The organism is Sphingobacterium litopenaei (assembly GCF_014692495.1).
Taxonomy (GTDB): Bacteria; Bacteroidota; Bacteroidia; order Sphingobacteriales; family Sphingobacteriaceae; genus Sphingobacterium; species Sphingobacterium litopenaei.
The window spans coordinates 14462-33533 of the sequence record NZ_JACOIJ010000011.1 but is presented as its reverse complement, the minus strand read 5'-3'; the positions used below and the strand labels follow the sequence as shown (position 1 = coordinate 33533).

Below are 19072 nucleotides of genomic sequence, written 5' to 3'. Positions count from 1 at the left end.
CCCTAAACTAACAACCAATTTAATATTATGCAAATTCAAGATTACATTGTATTTATAGTCTATTTTGTAATTGTAGCGGGCTACGGATTATACATTTACTATAAAAAGAAATCAGCAGTTCAAGATTCAAAAGATTATTTCTTAGCTGAAGGTTCCCTTACTTGGTGGGCTATTGGAGCTTCCTTAATTGCCTCCAACATTTCAGCCGAACAATTCATCGGTATGAGTGGCTCAGGCTACACCGTAGGACTTGCTATTGCAGCCTATGAGTGGATGGCAGCTATTACGCTGATTGTGGTGGCGATATTCTTCATGCCTGTATATCTTAAAAATAAGATATTCACGATGCCACAATTCCTTCATCAGCGCTACAACAGCACGGTAGCCATGATTATGGCGGTATTCTGGTTGATGTTGTACATCGTGGTAAATTTAATGTCTATTCTATTTTTAGGTGCTGTAGCGATAGCAGGTATCTCGGGTATAGATGTGAGTACATGTATTATCTTACTTTCCATATTTGCCGTTATTATCACATTAGGTGGTATGAAAGTAATCGGTTACACTGATGTAATCCAGGTATTAGTGTTAGTAATTGGAGGTTTTGTAGCTACTTATATTGCTTTAGATATTGTTTCGGAAGGTCAAGGATTTTTCTCTGGTCTTTCTAAATTACAAACAGGAGCTTCAGAACATTTCGATATGATTTTTACACCAGACAAGCACGGGTATATGGATCTTCCAGGGATCAGTGTGTTAATTGGTGGTCTTTGGATTGCGAATTTAAGTTACTGGGGATGTAATCAGTATATTACACAACGCGCTTTAGGTGCTTCTTTACCTACAGCACGTAATGGTCTTTTATTTGCTGCATTCCTAAAAATGTTAATGCCTCTAATCGTTGTAATTCCAGGTATCGCGGTATATTACATCATTAAAAATGATATGAGCGCTATTAACCCTGATTTATTGTTAACGAGTAGCGGTGCTCAAGATCCAAACAAAGCTTACTCAGCACTATTAACATTATTGCCTACAGGATTAAAAGGTCTTTCATTTGCAGCATTAACAGCAGCTATCGTAGCTTCATTAGCGGGTAAAGCAAACAGTATTGCCACTATCTTTACTTTAGACATCTACAAAAAAGCAATCAACAAGGATGCGAGTGAAAGTAAATTGGTGAACGTAGGAAAGATCTCTGTTATCGTTTCTATGTTATTAGGAACATTACTTGCATTAGTAGTTGGTAACGCCTTAATGGGTGAAGGAAAACAAGGTTTCCAATACATCCAGGAATATACAGGTTTTGTTTCTCCAGGTATCTTCGCGATGTTTATCTTAGGTTTCTTCTGGAAGAAAACAACATCAAACGCTGCACTATTCGCAACAATCGGTGGTTTCATTTTCTCTGTAATATTGAAATTCTCTGGTCAGTTGATGGATTTAGAATTCCTTTCTGTTATCAATTTTGCTATTCCTGTGGATGGAGTATATGAGATTCCATTTATGGATAGAATGACTATTGTATTCTTATTCTGTGTAATTGGTATGGTGATTATCAGTCTTTATGAGAATGCAAAAGGTGTAGTTCCTAATGGGCTGGAAATCGATACAAAAATGTTCCGAATGTCCCCTACTTTCCTGGTTTTATCTTTGATCGTAATTGGACTTACAGCGGCATTATATATTGCTTTCTGGTAGGAATAAAAATAACTTATATTAAAAATGCGCTCCCAATATGGAGCGCATTTTTAGTTTTTACATATTGCTAAACGCATAGACATATTCCAACTGAATAATAGATTCATTTAGTTTTCTCACATTTTTACGCTTTCCAGAAACTTCAAAAACTACCTCTAACCTATTTTCATCCTTTTCCATACCTTTCCTTGTCGCTTCGACTTCGTGTGTTTCCAAAAATTGTTCTAAGGAGCGTAGATGCTCGATAGAATTATCTTTGAAAGTAATGTGAATGGTTCTTGTCAAGAAAATAGAAGCCAGTAAGGTTTCAATTTTTTGAAATAAAGATAAAATAACTACCATAGCAATAGCTAAACAAATTCCTGCCAAATGATTACCAAATCCCACAACCATTCCAATAGCAGCCATCGTCCAAATAACAGCGGCAGTAGTTAAACCTTGAACTGAAAACTTTCCCTGATAAATCACACCTGCACCAAGGAAACCTATTCCTGTAACAATATTCGCTGCAATTCGATCATCTGACATATTTCCCATTCGAGAAGCCAATGTAAAGATCGTTGCCCCAAAACATATTAATATAACCGTACGAAAACCTGCAGATTTATTTTTGTATTCGCGTTCTAAACCTACGATAGCACCACAAGCAATTGAAGTTAAGATGGAATGAAAATGTTCGTTTTCAAGAAAAGATTCTAACATAACAAAATAATAGATTAATAATCCAAAGAAACAGAATTATTTAGACAAAAGATAGGCAAATTTAATTCTCCTAATTTAATCGGCTTAATTTTAAATAGCCTATATGCAATTCATCTTCAGCTAAATTTTCATCATTTGCGGTAATATGGATTTTATATTTAAACCTAAAATCTGGACTTAACATATCATCAACTAAATAAGCATCATCTACATCTATTCCATATTTATTGTCCACGTGTGGCTCCTTATGGTGACTCCAAAATACATCTTTTTTCGCTTTAGCTATGGCTTCTGCCATTGAAGTAGCCACGACAAGTTGCTTATAATGATATTCTTCCATATCCTGCGGCTTATAGCCACCCAAATTCAAAAAATAAAGATGAAGACCATTATCTTTAATGGTTTCATCTTTATTAACGATCTGAATTTTATATTGATCAACTTTTCGAACAGTTCTGTACGAATCAATGTGTAATTTTTCTCCAGCTTCGGGCCAAAAATCATACATATTTTGTTTTAGTTCTTTTATGGAAGGAGCTATATCAAAAAACACATCATGTTGTTCTGTAAAACGGTTTTTAAGATTACATCCCAAAATTATCATGTATAAATCGATCATTTAAGCTTGAGATTTTGATTTAATCTCTAAGTTAATAATGATATCTCGTTTTTTTCCTTCTACCAAAGATAAATCTCCAACCACAAATACGCCTTTTGTTCCTGACTTGACATTACGTAGTCCATAAACTGTTGATTCGTCACTTGGGTCTGTAATACCTTCGTATCTATACAAATAGTCTATCACATAATCTTCTGCATAGAAAAGCAATTCATCAAAATCGATATTAAAATCTTTATCGTAGCCTAATTCTTTTAATTCTTCTAAAGCCGCAGCTGTAGTGAGATAATCATATTTAGTTTCCATAGTTCTCGTATTATTATAGCAGTATAACAGATAAGTATAGCATAGTGTTTAGATTAACTTCATTTATCGTAAATTTGTACACAATCAAATTACTATGGCACATCAAGCTCCCGAAACTCAGTACACTCCATCCTCCGCTTTTCAACGATTAGTAGATGTAATGAATACCTTACGCATCGAATGTCCTTGGGACAAAAAACAAACGATGGAAAGTCTTCGCCATCTCACTATCGAAGAGATGTATGAATTAGCGGATGCTATATTGGAAAATGATCTTGACGAAGTCAAAAAGGAATTAGGCGACCTGCTCATGCACATGGTCTTCTATGCTAAAATTGCCGAAGAACAAAATGCATTTGACATCACCGATGCCTTAAATTCAGTTTGTGATAAATTAATCACTCGACATCCCCATATTTATGGAGACATTCAAGTTAATGATGACGAAGATGTCAAAGCCAATTGGGAACAAATCAAATTGAAAGAAGGCAATAAATCAGTTCTTTCGGGAGTACCCAAAAGTCTTCCTGCGCTAGTAAAAGCTTACCGTATCCAAGATAAAGTGCGTGGTGTTGGTTTTGATTGGAATGATAAAAGGGAAGTTTGGAAAAAGGTTGAAGAAGAATTGCAAGAGTTCAAAACGGAATACAACATCGTCGAAAACACGAATATTGATATTGAAAAAGCAGAACAGGAATTTGGGGACCTACTTTTTGCATTGACGAATTACGCCAGACATATTGGTATCAATCCCGAAAATGCTTTAGAACGTACTAATAAGAAATTCATTCGCCGATTTACTTATTTAGAAGAACAAGCTGCTACAAGAGAATTGAAATTGCAGGATATGTCTTTGGAAGAAATGGATGTATTCTGGAATGAAGCAAAAGCAAAAGGATTATAATCTTCCTTTCATAAAAAAACAAAAGGTTGGAATACATTTCCAACCTTTTGTTTTTTCACCCATTGCATAACAATCACGACGCATGTTCCACTTCGAAACCATTTCTTTCGTTGTTGATATGATAAGTGAAGTTTGTACAAATAATAACATCGTTTGCATCAAAATGCTTGACAATTCCATTGCTCTCCAAGGTAACTACCCAGCATGAGTTTTGATGCATTCCATAATCAATTATAAATAAAGCGTGCCCTTTTCCCAGTGGTGTATCGACATAGATAGTGGGATTTAATTGTAAAATCATAAATATTGACCTCCACCTATAGAACATATTGGGGGTTAAAATTGTTTTATATCAAAACATATAGATATGAGTACAGAAAATTTAAGTAATCAAGAAGCTATCGAAAAATTAAGAGAATTGATTGATAGTATTGACGTAGCGATGATGATCACCTACCCGAAAGGAGCACAATACCCTTATAAGACTCCTATGAGTCGTCAAGAGGTGGATGAAGAAGGTAATATCTGGTATTTGATATCATCTGACAGTGAAACATATAAGAATCTTGAGGTGGATCCTAAGATTTCTTTAGCTTTTGGAGATCCCGGATCATACACATTTGTAAGCATTGATGGTATTGCCGAAGCAAGCAGAGATCAAGAACGCATTGAAAAGTATTGGAGCAAATTTGTGGAAGTCTACTTTGAAAGAGGAAAAGTAGATCCAACTATTCGTGTATTAAAAGTAACACCTTTGGATGCACACTATTGGGATACCAAGACCAACAAATTTATGACGCTAGTAAAAGTGGCTTCGGCAGCTGTAACAGGTCAAAAAGTAGATATTGGACGTGAAGGAGAATTAAATATTTAGTATATTTATTGTGTCTCAAAAACTTTCACACTTAGTCGAGTTCTACTGATGGAAAAAGAAATCGTAAAACTTATAGATGTAAACAAAATTTACCAAACTGGCGATACGACCATCACAGCTTTAGATAAAACTACTATTAGTTTTGAGACAAACAAATTGACACTAATTATGGGGCCATCCGGAAGTGGAAAGACTACTTTACTTTCCATTCTGGGTTGCGTCATCTACCCTACTTCGGGCCAAGTCTTTTACAAAGAAAAAGAAGTAACTAAACTGAAAGAATCAGATTTAGCACATCTTCGTCTTCGCGAAATTGGCTTTGTATTTCAACAATTCAACCTCATCGAACCTCTTAATGCACTTGAAAATGTCAAGCAACCCATGATTTTACAAGGTATTCCAAAAGCTGAAGCCACAGAAAAAGCAAAAAAAGCATTGCATGAAGTTGGCTTAGGAGAAAGGATGTACAACCTTCCAAAAAAATTAAGCGGAGGACAAAAGCAGCGAGTGGCAATTGCTCGTGCATTAGTGACAAATCCATCTATGATACTTTGCGATGAGCCTACCGCGTCTTTAGATTCTAAAAGTGCTGAAGTAATTATGAACGAATTAAAATCTTTAGCGACCAGCGGCAAAGCTATTATTATTGTTACCCACGATCTGCGCTTACGGAAGTTTGCAGACAAAGTTATATATGTGGAAGAAGGTCAAGTTTCCAATACCATCAAAAATGAAGAAGATTATAAATAACCTGTGTTTAATTTTAATACTGGGTTCATTGGCGTATGCTTGTTCGTCCGACAAAAAGGAAAATGAAAATAGCAAAACAAATGAACAGATACTGCAAGAGGTCAATGAAGTCAAAGCGATTGGTAAAGTAGTGCCGGCGGAAGATTATGCTATTATCTCTAGTGCTACAGCAGGTAGAATAGCTAAACTATTTGTACAAGAAGGAGATTCTGTTCAAAAAGATCAAATACTATTCGAATTGGAATATGGGAATTCTTCATTGGATGTAAAACAAGCAACAGCACAACTGAATAGTCTTCGAGCACAAAACAAAACCATAGCGGAGGATATTGCCAAAGCAGAAATTTATGCCCGAGAGCTAAAAGAAAAATACGAAACTTCAAAACTCTTGGTTGCCAAAAATGCCGAAACTAAAGAAAAATTAGAAACCGATTACTCCAATTGGCAACAGCAAGAAGCAAACTTACGTGGTTTACGCAAGCAACTTAGTGCACAGAAATTGACTGAATCAGAACAACAAATTCAAATCAATAAAGCACAAAATATAATTTCAGACTTCACAGTCAAAGCGGCAAGTACAGGAATTATAACTGATCTTACGGCTAAATTAGGTCAAAGTATAGGTTCTTCGCAGGAATTGGGAAAAATTATCAATATCGAAAATCCCATTATTGAAGCTGAAGTGGATGAACTTTTTGCAAATGACATTCAGTTAGGACAGAAAGTAATTATATCTCCTGTGGGTAGAAAAGATACGTTAGGTCAAGGAACGATATTCTATGCAAATCCTATTCTATCCAATAAATCCATTTTGTACGAAAGTGCAAACGAAGGCGAAGATAGAAGGGTTCGAAAAATAAAGATCCGTCTTGACCAAGGTAAGAATTTAACCATCAATGCAAAAGTAGATTGCAGTATTAGAATAAGATAATATGCTTGGGTTAGCTTTTAAATTTATCAAATACGATCGCGCCAAAAGTATTGGTATTGTCACTGCTATTGTAATCAGTATCTTTTTGATTGGTCAGCAACTAAGCTTACTTTTCTTTTTGATGGGTTTAATGGGAAATCTTGTGGGCAATGCCCCAGTTACAGATAATCAACTTTGGATCATCGAAGCGCAAAGTACAAATATCAATGCTGTCAACGCTATTGATCAGCGTTTGGTACAGCAAATTGGGAGTCTTCCGGGTATAGAATCTACACATCCTGTGGTACTTACTGCAGGCCAGGCTTCGTTCTTAGATGGTAAAACGGCAGGTGTTACTTTAGTGGGCACGAATTCACCTCAATTTATAATGGGACCAGTTCAGGAAAAGATTGAAGAAGGTCATATTGCAGACTTAGTACAACCCTTTTCGGTATCAGCAGAAATGTACAATGCCAAAACATGGAAAACAGACATTTTCTTAAACAAACCTATTGAAATCAATGGAAAAAGTGCCAAAATAGCCGTAATTACTAAAAATGCGCAGGCGTTCGGGGCTAGTTTGATGTATACTTCAATGGAAAATGCCTATGTTTTGGGGAATGCCTCTCCTTCTAAAGTAAGTATTATCATAGCTAATTTAAATGATACGGTTTCAAAAGCTCAGGTTCAGCAAGATATACAACAACTGTTCCCGCAATTGCGTGCTTGGGATGCGCAGAAACTAAAAAATTCAACTGTTAAAGAGATTTTGATAAGTTCCAATATGGGTATGAGCTTTGGTACTTTGGTGGTATTTGCGATGATAAGTGGTTTCTTTATTATAGGATTAACACTTTATTCTTCTGCATTGGACAGAATTAAAGATTATGGCACCTTAAAAGCTATTGGCGCTACCAAAGGCTATGTCAACAAACTAATCATTGCACAAGCCTTTTTATATGCCATTATAGGCTATGCTATAGCAATGTTATTATTATACGGATTCAAATTTGGTGTGGCTAATTCTGGATTAGCAATAGATATTACTTTAGGATTTTCATTGTTTCTGCTATTTATTACGCTTCTTATATCTGTTGGAGGATCCTTATTTGCCGTTCGTAAAATAGCTAAACTTGAACCAGCATCAGTTTTTTAAACTATGAAAAAAATAATTCCATATATATTACTTGCATTTCCTTTCTCTGTTCAAGGTCAAACTTTGAGTATTGAACAACTATGGCAAAATGCGAATCAAAACCTTAAATACCAACAAAATCAACTGCAATCTAGAATAGCGCAACAAGAACTTTTGGAAATAAAAACCAATCGTATCCCAGTTTTTTATATAGATGCAAACCTACAACGAAATTTAATAATTCCGACAACCCCAGTTCCGGCTATTGCGTTTGATCCAAATGCGCAGGAAGGCGCAATTATTCCTTTAAAATTTGCAACCAAATGGTCATCAAAAGCAGGCGTGCAAGTCGAATGGAATATTTTTAATCCAACCAGAAAAGTTGAAGAGCGTCAGAAAGAATTAGAAATTCAGAAATCAGAACTCGATCTACAACTTACTTTACAAAACTGGAAAAAAGACGCTACGCTAGCTTACGCCTCTATTGTTTTTGCTACAGAACAGTACAATTCTACGCAAGAAGACACCCAATTTTACGAAGAACTTGTGTCAATCAGCAAAGCCAGATACGAGGCAGGTAGAGAACTTTCATCGAGCTATATAGCAGCCCAACAAGAATTAGAAAGACATAATATTCAGGTTTATGAAGCTTGGTCTGTGTTGAAAGAAGCTGACCAAGAATTAAGAAAATACACTAATCTAGATTCGATACAGCAATTGTCTTCTAATTTTGAGGAAATTCTAAGGAATATTCAAGGTTTTGATAATACAAATTACGACATCAAATCCCTTGAGGTGGATAAAAGCATTTCGGAACTGCAATTAGCTTCTGTTAGGAAACAATTGCTCCCTACTTTAACATTCAATGGTTATTTAGGAGAACAATATTTCAGCAACGAACTTAAACTTGCACGAAAAGAAGAATGGTTTGGAAATAGCTTTGTCAATCTGGCATTACGCATTCCCCTTTCAGGATATTTCACCTCACAGCCAACGATTCGCAAAATTTCTTTGAATGCCGAATTAATCGACAAACAAATCCAGGAAATTACGCGCAATGAAGAAATTGACAATACGCAAAATAAACTTAAAATCTCCGCTGCGGAGAAGAAACTGGAAGCGTATAAAAAAATAGAAACTTTAGCTTTGCAGAATAAACAAGAGCAACAAGAAGCTTATAAAGCTGGAAGAATTCTTTTAACAGATTACAGCCAAGTGCTGATGAGCTACAAAAAAGCCAAACAAGATGTTTGGCAGGCGCAATACGATTTATTAAAATTATTGATTGATTAATAACTTCCAAATAAAAATGCCTTCATATTATTGAAGGCATTTTAGTTATTTTTGCAAATCTGCTTTAGACCATTTCTCCCCAGAATTTTTGAAGAGTAAAATCGTTTCGAAGACATGTTTATATTCTTTAATATCCGCTGAAGCTTGAATCACATAACTTACATTCGATTCTGGATGCAAACCTGTAGATTTCACAACATTTACGCTATCCCAGCCTTTTTTGGGAATTAAAGCCAATTGATATTTTCCATTGTCAATAATTGTTGCCTGAAGTCCACCAATTTTTTGTTCTTTTTGAATTACTGTCTTCCCTGCGAATTCAGGTAAAGCATAATGTCCAAAATTCACTTTCTTACCTTTAGCATTTAATAAGGTATCTCTTCGCACAATACCATTTGATTGCATTACGTCTGCCAATTTTATTTGTACTGTAGTATCTGTAGCCCAGATTGCCCTTCTTTTATATACGTTATCCGCATAATTCTGAAATACATAATAACGGAAGGTCTCATACGTATTATCTGCTTTTGAAATCGCATAATTCATCGAGACAGTACCATCCTTGGAATCAGCTTGCCAAGGGAATATACTGCTATAAGAAAGTTTGGTATAATTTTCTGTTCCTTCATAATAACCCATCTTCCAAGTTCCTGCCCAAGCACGTATTTCAGAAGCACCAATATTACCATAATCTGTAATTAACACATTAGATCCTTCGGAATATTTTTGAACTAGCTTTGCCTTTGGAATTTCCTTTTCCCAGGCGCCATTATTTTCTTTCGCGGTCCAGAAAATATTATCTTTTGGCAATAATAAAGAAGTAATAAACACCTTACCTAACCAAAATACACTTGCTCTACAGCTATATTCTTGTACCGCTGGTTCAAAAGGTCCATAGAAACCCAACGTTGGCAGTCCATCTTTTAAAAATTCTGGATGCTCAAGAAATTGCAAAACTGTGCCTGAAGCAATTCGTCTCATCCATCCAAAGTTAATCCCTTCCTTATTTTTCAAATGTGCCAACAATGGTAAAGGACTAGTTGCACCCATTCGATAAGCTATACTACGACCAAACATAATCATGTGTCCCTTCTGATCAAACATATACGGGTAAGTATCTGCTAAATCACGCAAATTGTGCATAAATTGACTCGCATATTGTGGATAGTATTTCTGACCAAACATATCTGACCAAAGACCTCCAAACATCTGAAAAGCCCACATACTGTAGTAATCATAAAAAGGACTATCCGTGTACCAACCTTGACCTTTATAATCTTTAAGTACCTTTTGCAAAAGCTCTTCCAACTTGGCATCATTAACCTTATACCCCTGATCTTTGAAAAAACTTAAAATAAAAATATTAAAGAACCGCCAATTCATATCAATAGTCGGTCCATCGCCATAACTTAACATTAGCGCTGCCAATTGATCTTTCTGATCTTTTGACAATGGATCCCATAGTACTTCTTGCGCAGCTTTCAACGAAATAGACAATGCACCAAATTCCACCAAAATCTGACTAGGACCTCCATTTTTTGCGCGATGTGCAATATAGGTCTGACTTTTTGGATCAGAAAGCTTTATAATTTGGTTTCTATAGTATTCTGCTAAAGCGATATTATTTAATTTCAAATTCGGTTCCTCCTTTAACAAAGGAGAACCTAGAAATAAAGTTCTACATAAACCTTCCAGCAATTCCGTAGCATTATGTTTTCCATCACGTGGATAGCTACGTCCTGGTTGTTTTGGAAAAATAAATGGATCATCTATGCTGTGAACATATGAAAAAGCGCCATTCAACAAATATTTTGCTGCATCTTTCCAATGCTCCCTATTCATCCCTGTCAATGGACTTAGTTGTTTATCTGGATTCTTAACTTCGAAGACAGTTTGCGCTTCTACATGCAATAGAATGATCCAGAATAAAAATGAGAAAATATATTTAAAGTTCTTAGTATACATGATTTTCAATTATTTGACTAAACGATACATTTCAGAAGCAGCTAATAAGAATGCTCCTACCCCAAAAGGTGCTGTAGAATTCTGATCTACGATTTGACCTGGAATAGCCCGTTCGCCAATTGGCTGTACATAACCCAAATGTCCGTTTTGTTGTAGAGCTACTTTCGTTAAGTAATTCCAGGATTTTTGAACAGCAGTTAAATATTCTTTCTTGCTCAAATAACCATTGTTAATACCCCACAAAATTCCATAAGTAAAAAAAGACGTACCACTTGTTTCGGGACCTGGAGCATGATCTTTATCCAACATACTACGCGTCCAATAACCTTCAGGCTGTTGCGCATTTTTCACTGCTTTAGCCATCTTAACATACTTTTCTTCGAACGTCGATCTATATTTAGAATCTTTAGGTAAATCCTGTAAAACTTTCGCTAATCCTGCAAGAACCCAACCGTCACCTCTTGCCCAAAAGTCCTTCATACCATTTGCTGATTTATGTTTAGGATACACGTACTTAGCATCTCGGTAGTAAAGATTTTCTTCCGCATCAAACATGATGCTATTAGCATACTCAAAGTATGTATTCAATTTATCCAAATAGATTTCTTCTCCTGTCAACTTATACAATTTGGTCATTACGGGCATCACCATATATAGGCCATCTGCCCACCACCAATAATCATTTTGTGCTGTACTAACCTGATAAGACATGACTTCTTTAGCACGTGCTATCTTGTGATCCGCAGGTGCTAGATTGTATAAATCAATATAGGTCTGAAAACAAATCTGCCAATCACCAAACAACACATAATCGTCTTTTTCTCCATAACTATATTTCCATTCAGATTTATTATTCGATTTTGCACCTTTCCATTCATTGTGTTCAGCCCAACGAATTGAATAATCCAAAAAGTTTTTATTCTTCGTAATTTTATAAGCTTCCATATTTCCAGTATGGTAAGCCGCAATATCCCAAAACGCCCACTTTTCAGCTGGATTTTTTTCCTGCCAATAGTTATTGGATAGATTGAGAACACGAAGGACTTCTTTTTTCTTCGGAAGTTTCTGAGCTACTAGAAAGCTCGGTAGAAATAATAACAATAAAAAAAGCTTCAGCTTAGATTTCATAGGTTTTGCTTGATATATAATGACTAGTAAAAAATTGATTCGGACTTATTCTTTCGAATCAATTAAACCATCAAGATACTCATGTTGGCTTGATTATTCAAAAAAAAGCTAAATTTCGAGTATATTTAGCTAAAATATAAGCCTACAACATGAAAGTAAACATCCCCAATCCCTGCACAGAAAAATATAATGACATGTCTCCTTCCGAACTTGGAAGAATGTGTAAAGTCTGCAATACAGAAGTCGTTGATTTCACGAGTTGGGAAACTAAGGATATTGTAGCGTATATTCAAAAATCTAATCAGAAGGTTTGTGGTAGGTTAAAGTCTACCCAACAAAAAACTAATAACTATTTCACATTTAATAATTGGTTATCTATAACTGCTTCATTTATTCTCTTTACAAACTTTAACACAGCGAAAGCTGTAGAAAAATCATATGTAGATATCGGTATTCAAAATGAAGATACTCTGAATAAAAAATATAAATATATACAAGATACAGTTCTACTTAAGTTTGTTGACTCAGCAAACGTTCCATTATCTAATGTTGTTGTTAAAATTCCGAATACAGGAAAATATTTTTTATCAGATACAAGTGGTATAGTACATTTCCCAATTGAGAACGATAAAAATTATAAATTAAAGATTGATTATATTGGGTATAATTCAAAAATAATAAATATAAATTCACAAAACTTTAACAATATTACTAAAATAACACTTGAAGAAAGTGATGATACAATTGGTGAAGTTGTTGTTAAAGCTCAATTTAGTCTCAGAAAAAGAATAAAATTTAAGATAGAAAGATTTTTCAATATCGTTAACGTCAGGGATAACAACTAAAAAAAAGCCTCGAAATGATATTTCGAGGCTTTCATTTATGCTGTAATTTTACTTAAACTACAATATTGATAATCTTACCCTTTACAAAGATTAGCTTCTTAACGGCTTTACCATCCAAATAACGTTGTACATCGGCATTGCCTAAGACGATTTCTTCTACTGCTTTCGCATCTAAATCTAATGCCAACGGAAGATTCATTTTCATCTTACCATTCACAGATACTGGATATGCAAATTCTGATTCTACCAAATATTCAGGATTGAACTTAGGATATACAGCATAAGAAATAGTTCCTGCCTCATTACCTAATAATGCCCAAAGCTCTTCTGTGATATGAGGAGCATAAGGTTCCAACACGATAATTAAATCTTGAAGGATTTTGCGCTTGTTACATTTCAAATCCGTCAATTCATTCACACAAATCATAAAGGCAGAAACCGAAGTATTGAACGAGAAACGCTCAATATCATCTTCTACTTTTTTAATGATTTTGTGTAAGGCTTTGTATTCTGCTTTGGTAGGCTCTTCGTCCGATACATTGAAGTTTCCTTCTGCATCATGGAACAAACGCCATACCTTACGTAAGAATTTATATACACCCTCGATACCATTTGTGTTCCAAGGCTTTGACTGCTCCAATGGACCTAAGAACATTTCGTACAAACGTAGCGTATCCGCACCGAAATTCGCAATAATATCATCCGGATTTACGACGTTGAATTTCGATTTTGACATCTTCTCTACCTCAGTACCACAGATGTATTTACCATCTTCCAACACAAATTCTGCATCCGCAAAATCAGGGCGGAATGATTTGAATTTCTCTGTATCCAAAATATCGTTGCTCACGATATTTACGTCTACGTGCAAAGGAGTAAATGAGTTATACCTTAGAGTTAATCTTTCTAATGATGAATCTTTTGCAAAGACAATATTGGCTAAATCTTTCCCAAATTTATCTAAAGAAAAAATTAAAATTTCCTGATTTATATCCTCATAAAACCCATCTTGACCTAAATAAATTTCATCAAGTTTAGAAGAGTTAAAGTAATCAATGAAAGCTTTATAATAATTATATGAAACAATTATATTATTAAACTTTACATCTGAATTGATAGTTCCAAAATTTGACAATCTATACACAAAGTTTGAACGACCTTGGATCATACCTTGGTTGATCAATTTTTTGAAAGGCTCTTCTTCATTGTGGAAACCTAAATCTTTCAGGAATTTATTCCAAAATCTTGAGTACAACAAGTGACCTGTAGCATGCTCAGAACCACCAATGTATAAATCCACAGCTTTCCAATATGAAGTAGCTTCTTTAGAAGCAAAGCTCTCTGCATTTTTAGGGTCCATATAGCGGAACCAATACCATGACGAACCTGCCCATCCAGGCATCGTACTCAATTCATACTCGTACTGATCTTGGTATTTCCAGTTTTCAGCACGACCTAGAGGTGGCTCACCTGTTTCAGTTGGTAAATATTTATCCACTTCAGGAAGCAACAACGGCAATTCCTCTTCTTTAATCAAATAAGGCAAGTCATTTTTGAAATAAACTGGAACTGGTTCTCCCCAATAGCGTTGACGACCGAAGATCGCATCGCGCATACGGAAGTTGATTTTGGCTTTACCTAATTTCAACCCTTCCAACTTCGAAATTAAAGCTGGAACAGCTTCTTGGTATGTCATACCATTTATGAAGCCGGAATTGATGTATTTACCATCCTTATTTGGATCAGCTTCTTCTTCAATATTTTGAGAATCCGAAATCGGAATAATAGGTAAATTGAAATGTTTTGCGAATACATAATCACGTTGGTCCCCTGAAGGAACTGCCATGACAGCACCTGTTCCGTATCCAGCTAACACGTAATCCGCTATCCAAATTTGTACGTCTTCACCTGTGATTGGATGTTTCGCATAAGAGCCTGTGAAAGCACCTGAAACTGTCTTCGTATCAGCCATACGATCCAATTCCGATTTCTTCGAAGTTTTATCGATATAAAACTCTATTTCAGCTTTTTGAGCATCAGTAGTTAAAGCAGAAACTAACTCATGTTCGGGCGCTAATACAATAAATGAAACACCAAAAATAGTATCAACACGAGTCGTGAAAACTTCAATATTCGTATCCAATTGAGGAACTGGAAACTTAACAGATGCACCTACAGATTTACCAATCCAGTTGCGTTGCATCTCAATCAAAGGCTCGGGCCAATCGATAGTATCCAAACCACGCAACAAACGGTCAGCATATGCGGTGATTCGCATAGACCATTGCATCATTTTCTTTTGCTCTACTGGATAACCACCACGCTCAGATACCCCATTGATGACCTCATCATTTGCCAATACTGTACCCAATGCAGCGCACCAGTTTACAGTAGATTCGCGTAGATAAGCTAATCTATATTTTAATAATTCTCTTTGTTGTTCTTCTTCCGAAAATGCTTTCCACTCCTCAGCTGTGAAAGTCAACACATCTTCATCTGATTCCGCATTAATATTTTGTGAACCAGCAGTTTCAAACTTCGTAATTAAAGTTTCAATTGACTCTGCTTTATCCGTTTCTTTGTTGTACCAAGCATTGAACAATTGCATAAAAATCCATTGCGTCCACTTGTAGTAAGAAGGATCTGAAGTACGCACTTCACGAGACCAATCGTACGAAAAACCAATATTATCTAATTGCTCACGATAACGATTAATGTTTGTTTCCGTCGTGATCGCTGGGTGCTGTCCAGTTTGGATAGCGTATTGTTCAGCTGGAAGTCCGAATGAGTCATAGCCCATTGGGTGCAATACGTTGAAACCTTTTAATCTTTTGTAACGTGAAAAAATATCTGAAGCGATGTAACCCAGTGGGTGCCCTACGTGCAACCCTGCTCCAGATGGATAAGGGAACATATCCAAAACATAATATTTAGGCTTTTCTGTAGACTCCGCGGTTTTGAATGTACCGTTTTCAGCCCAGAATTTTTGCCACTTTTGCTCAATTGATTTATGCGAATAATCCATTTCTAGTACCTTATAAAAGAATTGCGAAAATAGCGATTTTAAGGCAAATTTTGAATATTACTTTTCGACAAACGGATTATTTTGAGATATGGAGTCACTCCCCGCATCCATAAAAAGTAAATAAATGTTAAATTATAACATAACGTCGCATATTAGTTGACATTTATTCCCCGAAAATCATCAGAAATCGTTACTTTCGCACTAATTAAAAACACAAGCTTTATGTCAGTAATAGAACAAGGCTCTCCAAGAAAAAAAACAAAATCAGTATACATTTCAACTGTAATTAGTATTGCATTGGTATTGCTAATGACAGGACTTTTAGGGTTAATCTTAGTGCATGCAAAGAATCTTTCGAAGTATGTAAAAGAAAACATCGTATTGAATGTAATCGTAAATGATAATGTCAATGAGGGCGATGTACTATCCTTACAGAAAGATTTGGAAAAAGAAGAATACGTCTTGCGTACGGAATATGTATCCAAAGAGTTGGCTGCGAAAAACCTAAAAGAAGATTTGGGTGAAGATTTCGTCGAATATTTGGGCACAAATCCCCTATTACCATCTATCGATATTTACTTGAAAGAGCAATATGCAAATGCAGACAGTATTCAGCCTTTTATTGATAAAGTTGCTAAAAATAGTCGCGTAAAAGAGATTGTTTATCAGGAATCTTTGATTGATATGGTGAACAAAAACATTCGCATTATCTCCATCGTGGTATTAGCTTTCACGGTTATTTTATTGGTTATTGCAATAGCATTGATTAATAATACCATTCGTTTAGCGATTTATTCGCAACGTTTCTTGATTAAAAGTATGCAATTAATTGGGGCAACTAAAGGTTTCATCCGCAAGCCCTACATCATTTATGGTATTATTCATGGCTTAATTGGTGCATTAATTGCTATTTTACTATTGATTTTCACATTACAGTTTGCGCAAAAACAAGTTCCAGAATTAATTTTCTTACAAAACTGGGGACAATTTGTGGCTATCTTTATTGTCGTAGTGGGATTAGGTATTTTAATCTCAGCATTGAGTACTTACTTTGCGGTAACGAAATATTTAAAAGCTAAATCGCATAGCCTTTATCGTTAATATCAAATCAAAAATTAATCCTTTGTGATTTAAAATTATGGCAGAAAATAAAACAATTTCAAATTCGGATAAAAAGACTTCGGTTTTTGTATTCCAAAAAGTAAATTATCTCATCTTTATTGCTAGCATTATCGTCGTGGCAATTGGTTTCTTACTAATGATGGGTACTAAAGACATTTATAGTTTTACTAAAATCACTTTAGCACCACTAGTTGTCGTTTTAGGATTTGCCATCGGATTCGTAGCAATATTGTATAAACCCAAAAAATAAATTTTCTTTTTTACCTAATGAGTTATTTTGAAGCTATTATATTAGCAATAATAGAAGGCCTTACCGAATTTTTACCTGTTTCTTCCACTGGACATATGATTATTGGCACTGCGTTGATGGGATTAGAACCATCAGCATTTGTCAAGTTATTTACTATCGTTATACAATTAGGTACTATTCTTTCCGTTTTAGTATTATACTGGAAAAGATTTTTCAAATCAATGGATTTCTATTACAAACTTGTTGTGGCAGCTATTCCAGCTTCCATTTTAGGTTTAGTATTTAATGATTTTATTGATTCTTTATTAGAAAGCCCATTGATGGTTGGTGTTATGCTAGTTATTGGTGGTGTGATCTTATTATTCGTAGACAAATGGTTTAATAAACCTACTACAGAATCGTCGGATGATATTTCTTTCAAACAAGCTTTTATTATCGGATGCTATCAATGTTTGGCCTTAATACCAGGCACATCTCGTTCGGCGAGTACGATTGTGGGTGGTATGACACAAAAATTATCACGCAAAGCAGCTGCAGAATTTTCATTCTTTTTGGCTATTCCCATGATGTTGGGGGCTTCTGTCGTTAAATTGTACAAATTCTTCAAGGAAGGACATACGTTCACTGGAGAAGAAATTAACTTACTTATTGTAGGAAACCTTGTTGGCTTTGTGGTTGCCATTATTGCCATCAAGACATTTATAGATTTATTGACCAAATATGGATTCAAAATGTTTGGTTGGTATAGAATTGTGGTTGGGTTAGTGATTATAGCTATGCTTTTAAGTGGTCATAGCTTACAGATTATTTAATGGAAGAAATTCAAAAAACAGACAAAGTATTCGCTTTCACTGAAGGAGAAGTTTTATTGGTCGACAAACCAATAACGTGGACAAGTTTTGATGTAGTGGGCAAACTTCGTAATACGATGAAACCACTAAAATTGAAAGTAGGCCATGCCGGAACTTTAGATCCCTTAGCGTCAGGTTTGTTGATTGTCTGTACAGGTAAATTAACAAAACAAATCGATTCATTCCAGGCGGAAGATAAAGAATATACAGGAACTATTACATTGGGTGCCACTACTCCATCTTACGACCTAGAAACTGAAATTGATCAAACTTTCGATATTTCGGGTATCACCAAAGAACAAATCTACGCTGCGGCAAAATCTTTTGAAGGTGATATTGAACAATATCCTCCAGCACATTCTGCTGTTCAGATTGATGGTGAACGTGCGTACGAGAAAGCGAGACGTGGCGAAGAAGTAGCTTTAAAAATAAGACAAGTTACTATTCAAAAATTTGAAATAGAAAAGATAGAATTACCTTTAGTATATTTCAAAATCAAATGTTCTAAAGGAACATATATCCGCTCGATAGCACACGATTTTGGAAAAGCTTTAAATAATGGTTCTCATTTATCGAGTTTGCGCCGTACGATGAGTGGCGATTTTCATGTGGATAAGGCATGGAATTTAGAAGAATTAATCGCCGCTATCCGAGCTCAAAAGGCTGAAACAACACAAACTGTATAGTATATC

The 19072-nt window shown here is 35.3% G+C and carries 18 protein-coding genes; 12 read left to right on the top strand and 6 right to left on the bottom strand.

Features of this window, described 5'->3' with window-relative positions; all coding sequences use genetic code 11:
• Positions 1-27 precede the first annotated feature (27 nt).
• Positions 28-1701 carry a sodium/sugar symporter gene (locus H8B04_RS07590; protein WP_165291114.1) on the top strand — a complete coding sequence of 558 codons (1674 nt, stop codon included), beginning with the start codon at positions 28-30 and terminating at the stop codon, positions 1699-1701.
• Positions 1702-1758: 57 nt separating this feature from the next.
• Here the strand turns inward: H8B04_RS07590 and H8B04_RS07585 are convergent, their stop codons facing one another.
• The 3 genes from H8B04_RS07585 to H8B04_RS07575 form a co-directional block, all read right to left on the bottom strand.
• Positions 1759-2403, bottom strand: a complete 645-nt coding sequence (locus H8B04_RS07585) for an MgtC/SapB family protein (RefSeq protein WP_165291113.1) — start codon at positions 2401-2403, stop codon at positions 1759-1761.
• Between the two features lie 70 nt (positions 2404-2473).
• The gene (locus H8B04_RS07580) at positions 2474-3022 is read right to left on the bottom strand and encodes a DUF1543 domain-containing protein (protein ID WP_206366845.1); all 549 of its coding nucleotides are present in this window, start codon (positions 3020-3022) and stop codon (positions 2474-2476) included.
• Positions 3023-3328: a hypothetical protein gene (locus H8B04_RS07575; RefSeq protein WP_165291112.1), complete on the bottom strand. Its 306-nt coding sequence runs from the start codon at positions 3326-3328 to the stop codon at positions 3023-3025.
• A 94-nt stretch (positions 3329-3422) separates the two neighbouring features.
• Between H8B04_RS07575 and mazG the strand changes: the two genes are divergently transcribed.
• The 6 genes from mazG (at position 3423) to H8B04_RS07545 (ending at position 9194) form a co-directional block, all read left to right on the top strand.
• A complete protein-coding gene (mazG, locus tag H8B04_RS07570) occupies positions 3423-4232 on the top strand; it encodes a nucleoside triphosphate pyrophosphohydrolase (RefSeq protein ID WP_190301960.1) in 810 nt (269 codons plus the stop codon).
• A gap of 367 nt (positions 4233-4599) precedes the next feature.
• A complete protein-coding gene (locus H8B04_RS07565) occupies positions 4600-5106 on the top strand; it encodes a pyridoxamine 5'-phosphate oxidase family protein (protein WP_190301959.1) in 507 nt (168 codons plus the stop codon).
• Between the two features lie 48 nt (positions 5107-5154).
• Entirely contained in the window at positions 5155-5856 is a 702-nt protein-coding gene (locus tag H8B04_RS07560; protein ID WP_165291109.1) for an ABC transporter ATP-binding protein, read from the top strand.
• Positions 5837-6787: an efflux RND transporter periplasmic adaptor subunit gene (locus tag H8B04_RS07555; RefSeq protein WP_190301957.1), complete on the top strand. Its 951-nt coding sequence runs from the start codon at positions 5837-5839 to the stop codon at positions 6785-6787. The genes H8B04_RS07560 and H8B04_RS07555 overlap by 20 nt, the downstream gene beginning before the upstream one ends.
• 1 nt (position 6788) lies before the next feature.
• Positions 6789-7922 (top strand): ABC transporter permease, encoded by a 1134-nt coding sequence (locus H8B04_RS07550; protein WP_190301956.1) that lies wholly within the window; start codon positions 6789-6791, stop codon positions 7920-7922.
• 3 nt (positions 7923-7925) lie between these two features.
• A complete protein-coding gene (locus tag H8B04_RS07545; RefSeq protein WP_190301954.1) occupies positions 7926-9194 on the top strand; it encodes a TolC family protein in 1269 nt (422 codons plus the stop codon).
• Positions 9195-9239: 45 nt separating this feature from the next.
• Here H8B04_RS07545 and H8B04_RS07540 read toward each other — a convergent pair whose 3' ends face one another.
• Together H8B04_RS07540 and H8B04_RS07535 are read right to left on the bottom strand one after the other, a co-directional pair.
• The gene (locus H8B04_RS07540; RefSeq protein ID WP_190301953.1) at positions 9240-11159 is read right to left on the bottom strand and encodes a DUF2264 domain-containing protein; all 1920 of its coding nucleotides are present in this window, start codon (positions 11157-11159) and stop codon (positions 9240-9242) included.
• Between the two features lie 9 nt (positions 11160-11168).
• Positions 11169-12287 (bottom strand): glycoside hydrolase family 88/105 protein, encoded by a 1119-nt coding sequence (locus H8B04_RS07535; protein ID WP_190301952.1) that lies wholly within the window; start codon positions 12285-12287, stop codon positions 11169-11171.
• Positions 12288-12436: 149 nt separating this feature from the next.
• Here H8B04_RS07535 and H8B04_RS07530 point away from each other — a divergent pair, with 149 nt between their 5' ends.
• Positions 12437-13132 (top strand): carboxypeptidase-like regulatory domain-containing protein, encoded by a 696-nt coding sequence (locus tag H8B04_RS07530; protein ID WP_190301951.1) that lies wholly within the window; start codon positions 12437-12439, stop codon positions 13130-13132.
• A gap of 52 nt (positions 13133-13184) precedes the next feature.
• On the opposite strand, the gene H8B04_RS07525 is transcribed toward H8B04_RS07530, so the two are convergent.
• On the bottom strand, positions 13185-16157 hold the full coding sequence (locus H8B04_RS07525) for a leucine--tRNA ligase (protein ID WP_190301950.1): 2973 nt from the start codon (positions 16155-16157) through the stop codon (positions 13185-13187).
• Positions 16158-16379: 222 nt separating this feature from the next.
• Here H8B04_RS07525 and H8B04_RS07520 point away from each other — a divergent pair, with 222 nt between their 5' ends.
• The 4 genes from H8B04_RS07520 to truB are packed head-to-tail and all read left to right on the top strand — an operon-like array spanning position 16380 to position 19066.
• A complete protein-coding gene (locus tag H8B04_RS07520) occupies positions 16380-17258 on the top strand; it encodes a cell division protein FtsX (RefSeq protein WP_165291101.1) in 879 nt (292 codons plus the stop codon).
• A 37-nt stretch (positions 17259-17295) separates the two neighbouring features.
• Positions 17296-17529 (top strand): DUF3098 domain-containing protein, encoded by a 234-nt coding sequence (locus tag H8B04_RS07515; RefSeq protein ID WP_165291100.1) that lies wholly within the window; start codon positions 17296-17298, stop codon positions 17527-17529.
• A 17-nt stretch (positions 17530-17546) separates the two neighbouring features.
• Complete coding sequence (locus H8B04_RS07510; RefSeq protein WP_190301949.1) at positions 17547-18341, top strand: undecaprenyl-diphosphate phosphatase; 795 nt, start codon at positions 17547-17549, stop codon at positions 18339-18341.
• Positions 18341-19066 carry a tRNA pseudouridine(55) synthase TruB gene (gene truB, locus H8B04_RS07505; RefSeq protein WP_190301948.1) on the top strand — a complete coding sequence of 242 codons (726 nt, stop codon included), beginning with the start codon at positions 18341-18343 and terminating at the stop codon, positions 19064-19066. Before H8B04_RS07510 ends, truB begins: the two co-directional genes overlap by 1 nt.
• Positions 19067-19072: the final 6 nt, after the last annotated feature.

Excerpts from the sequence above, each read along its gene's own strand:
- H8B04_RS07590 (WP_165291114.1), top strand. The coding sequence starts at position 28 with ATGCAAATTCAAGATTACATTGTATTTATAGTCTATTTTGTAATTGTA.
- H8B04_RS07585 (WP_165291113.1), bottom strand. The coding sequence starts at position 2,403 with ATGTTAGAATCTTTTCTTGAAAACGAACATTTTCATTCCATCTTAACT.
- H8B04_RS07580 (WP_206366845.1), bottom strand. The coding sequence starts at position 3,022 with ATGATCGATTTATACATGATAATTTTGGGATGTAATCTTAAAAACCGT.
- H8B04_RS07575 (WP_165291112.1), bottom strand. The coding sequence starts at position 3,328 with ATGGAAACTAAATATGATTATCTCACTACAGCTGCGGCTTTAGAAGAA.
- mazG (WP_190301960.1), top strand. The coding sequence starts at position 3,423 with ATGGCACATCAAGCTCCCGAAACTCAGTACACTCCATCCTCCGCTTTT.
- H8B04_RS07565 (WP_190301959.1), top strand. The coding sequence starts at position 4,600 with ATGAGTACAGAAAATTTAAGTAATCAAGAAGCTATCGAAAAATTAAGA.
- H8B04_RS07560 (WP_165291109.1), top strand. The coding sequence starts at position 5,155 with ATGGAAAAAGAAATCGTAAAACTTATAGATGTAAACAAAATTTACCAA.
- H8B04_RS07555 (WP_190301957.1), top strand. The coding sequence starts at position 5,837 with ATGAAGAAGATTATAAATAACCTGTGTTTAATTTTAATACTGGGTTCA.
- H8B04_RS07550 (WP_190301956.1), top strand. The coding sequence starts at position 6,789 with ATGCTTGGGTTAGCTTTTAAATTTATCAAATACGATCGCGCCAAAAGT.
- H8B04_RS07545 (WP_190301954.1), top strand. The coding sequence starts at position 7,926 with ATGAAAAAAATAATTCCATATATATTACTTGCATTTCCTTTCTCTGTT.
- H8B04_RS07540 (WP_190301953.1), bottom strand. The coding sequence starts at position 11,159 with ATGTATACTAAGAACTTTAAATATATTTTCTCATTTTTATTCTGGATC.
- H8B04_RS07535 (WP_190301952.1), bottom strand. The coding sequence starts at position 12,287 with ATGAAATCTAAGCTGAAGCTTTTTTTATTGTTATTATTTCTACCGAGC.
- H8B04_RS07530 (WP_190301951.1), top strand. The coding sequence starts at position 12,437 with ATGAAAGTAAACATCCCCAATCCCTGCACAGAAAAATATAATGACATG.
- H8B04_RS07525 (WP_190301950.1), bottom strand. The coding sequence starts at position 16,157 with ATGGATTATTCGCATAAATCAATTGAGCAAAAGTGGCAAAAATTCTGG.
- H8B04_RS07520 (WP_165291101.1), top strand. The coding sequence starts at position 16,380 with ATGTCAGTAATAGAACAAGGCTCTCCAAGAAAAAAAACAAAATCAGTA.
- H8B04_RS07515 (WP_165291100.1), top strand. The coding sequence starts at position 17,296 with ATGGCAGAAAATAAAACAATTTCAAATTCGGATAAAAAGACTTCGGTT.
- H8B04_RS07510 (WP_190301949.1), top strand. The coding sequence starts at position 17,547 with ATGAGTTATTTTGAAGCTATTATATTAGCAATAATAGAAGGCCTTACC.
- truB (WP_190301948.1), top strand. The coding sequence starts at position 18,341 with ATGGAAGAAATTCAAAAAACAGACAAAGTATTCGCTTTCACTGAAGGA.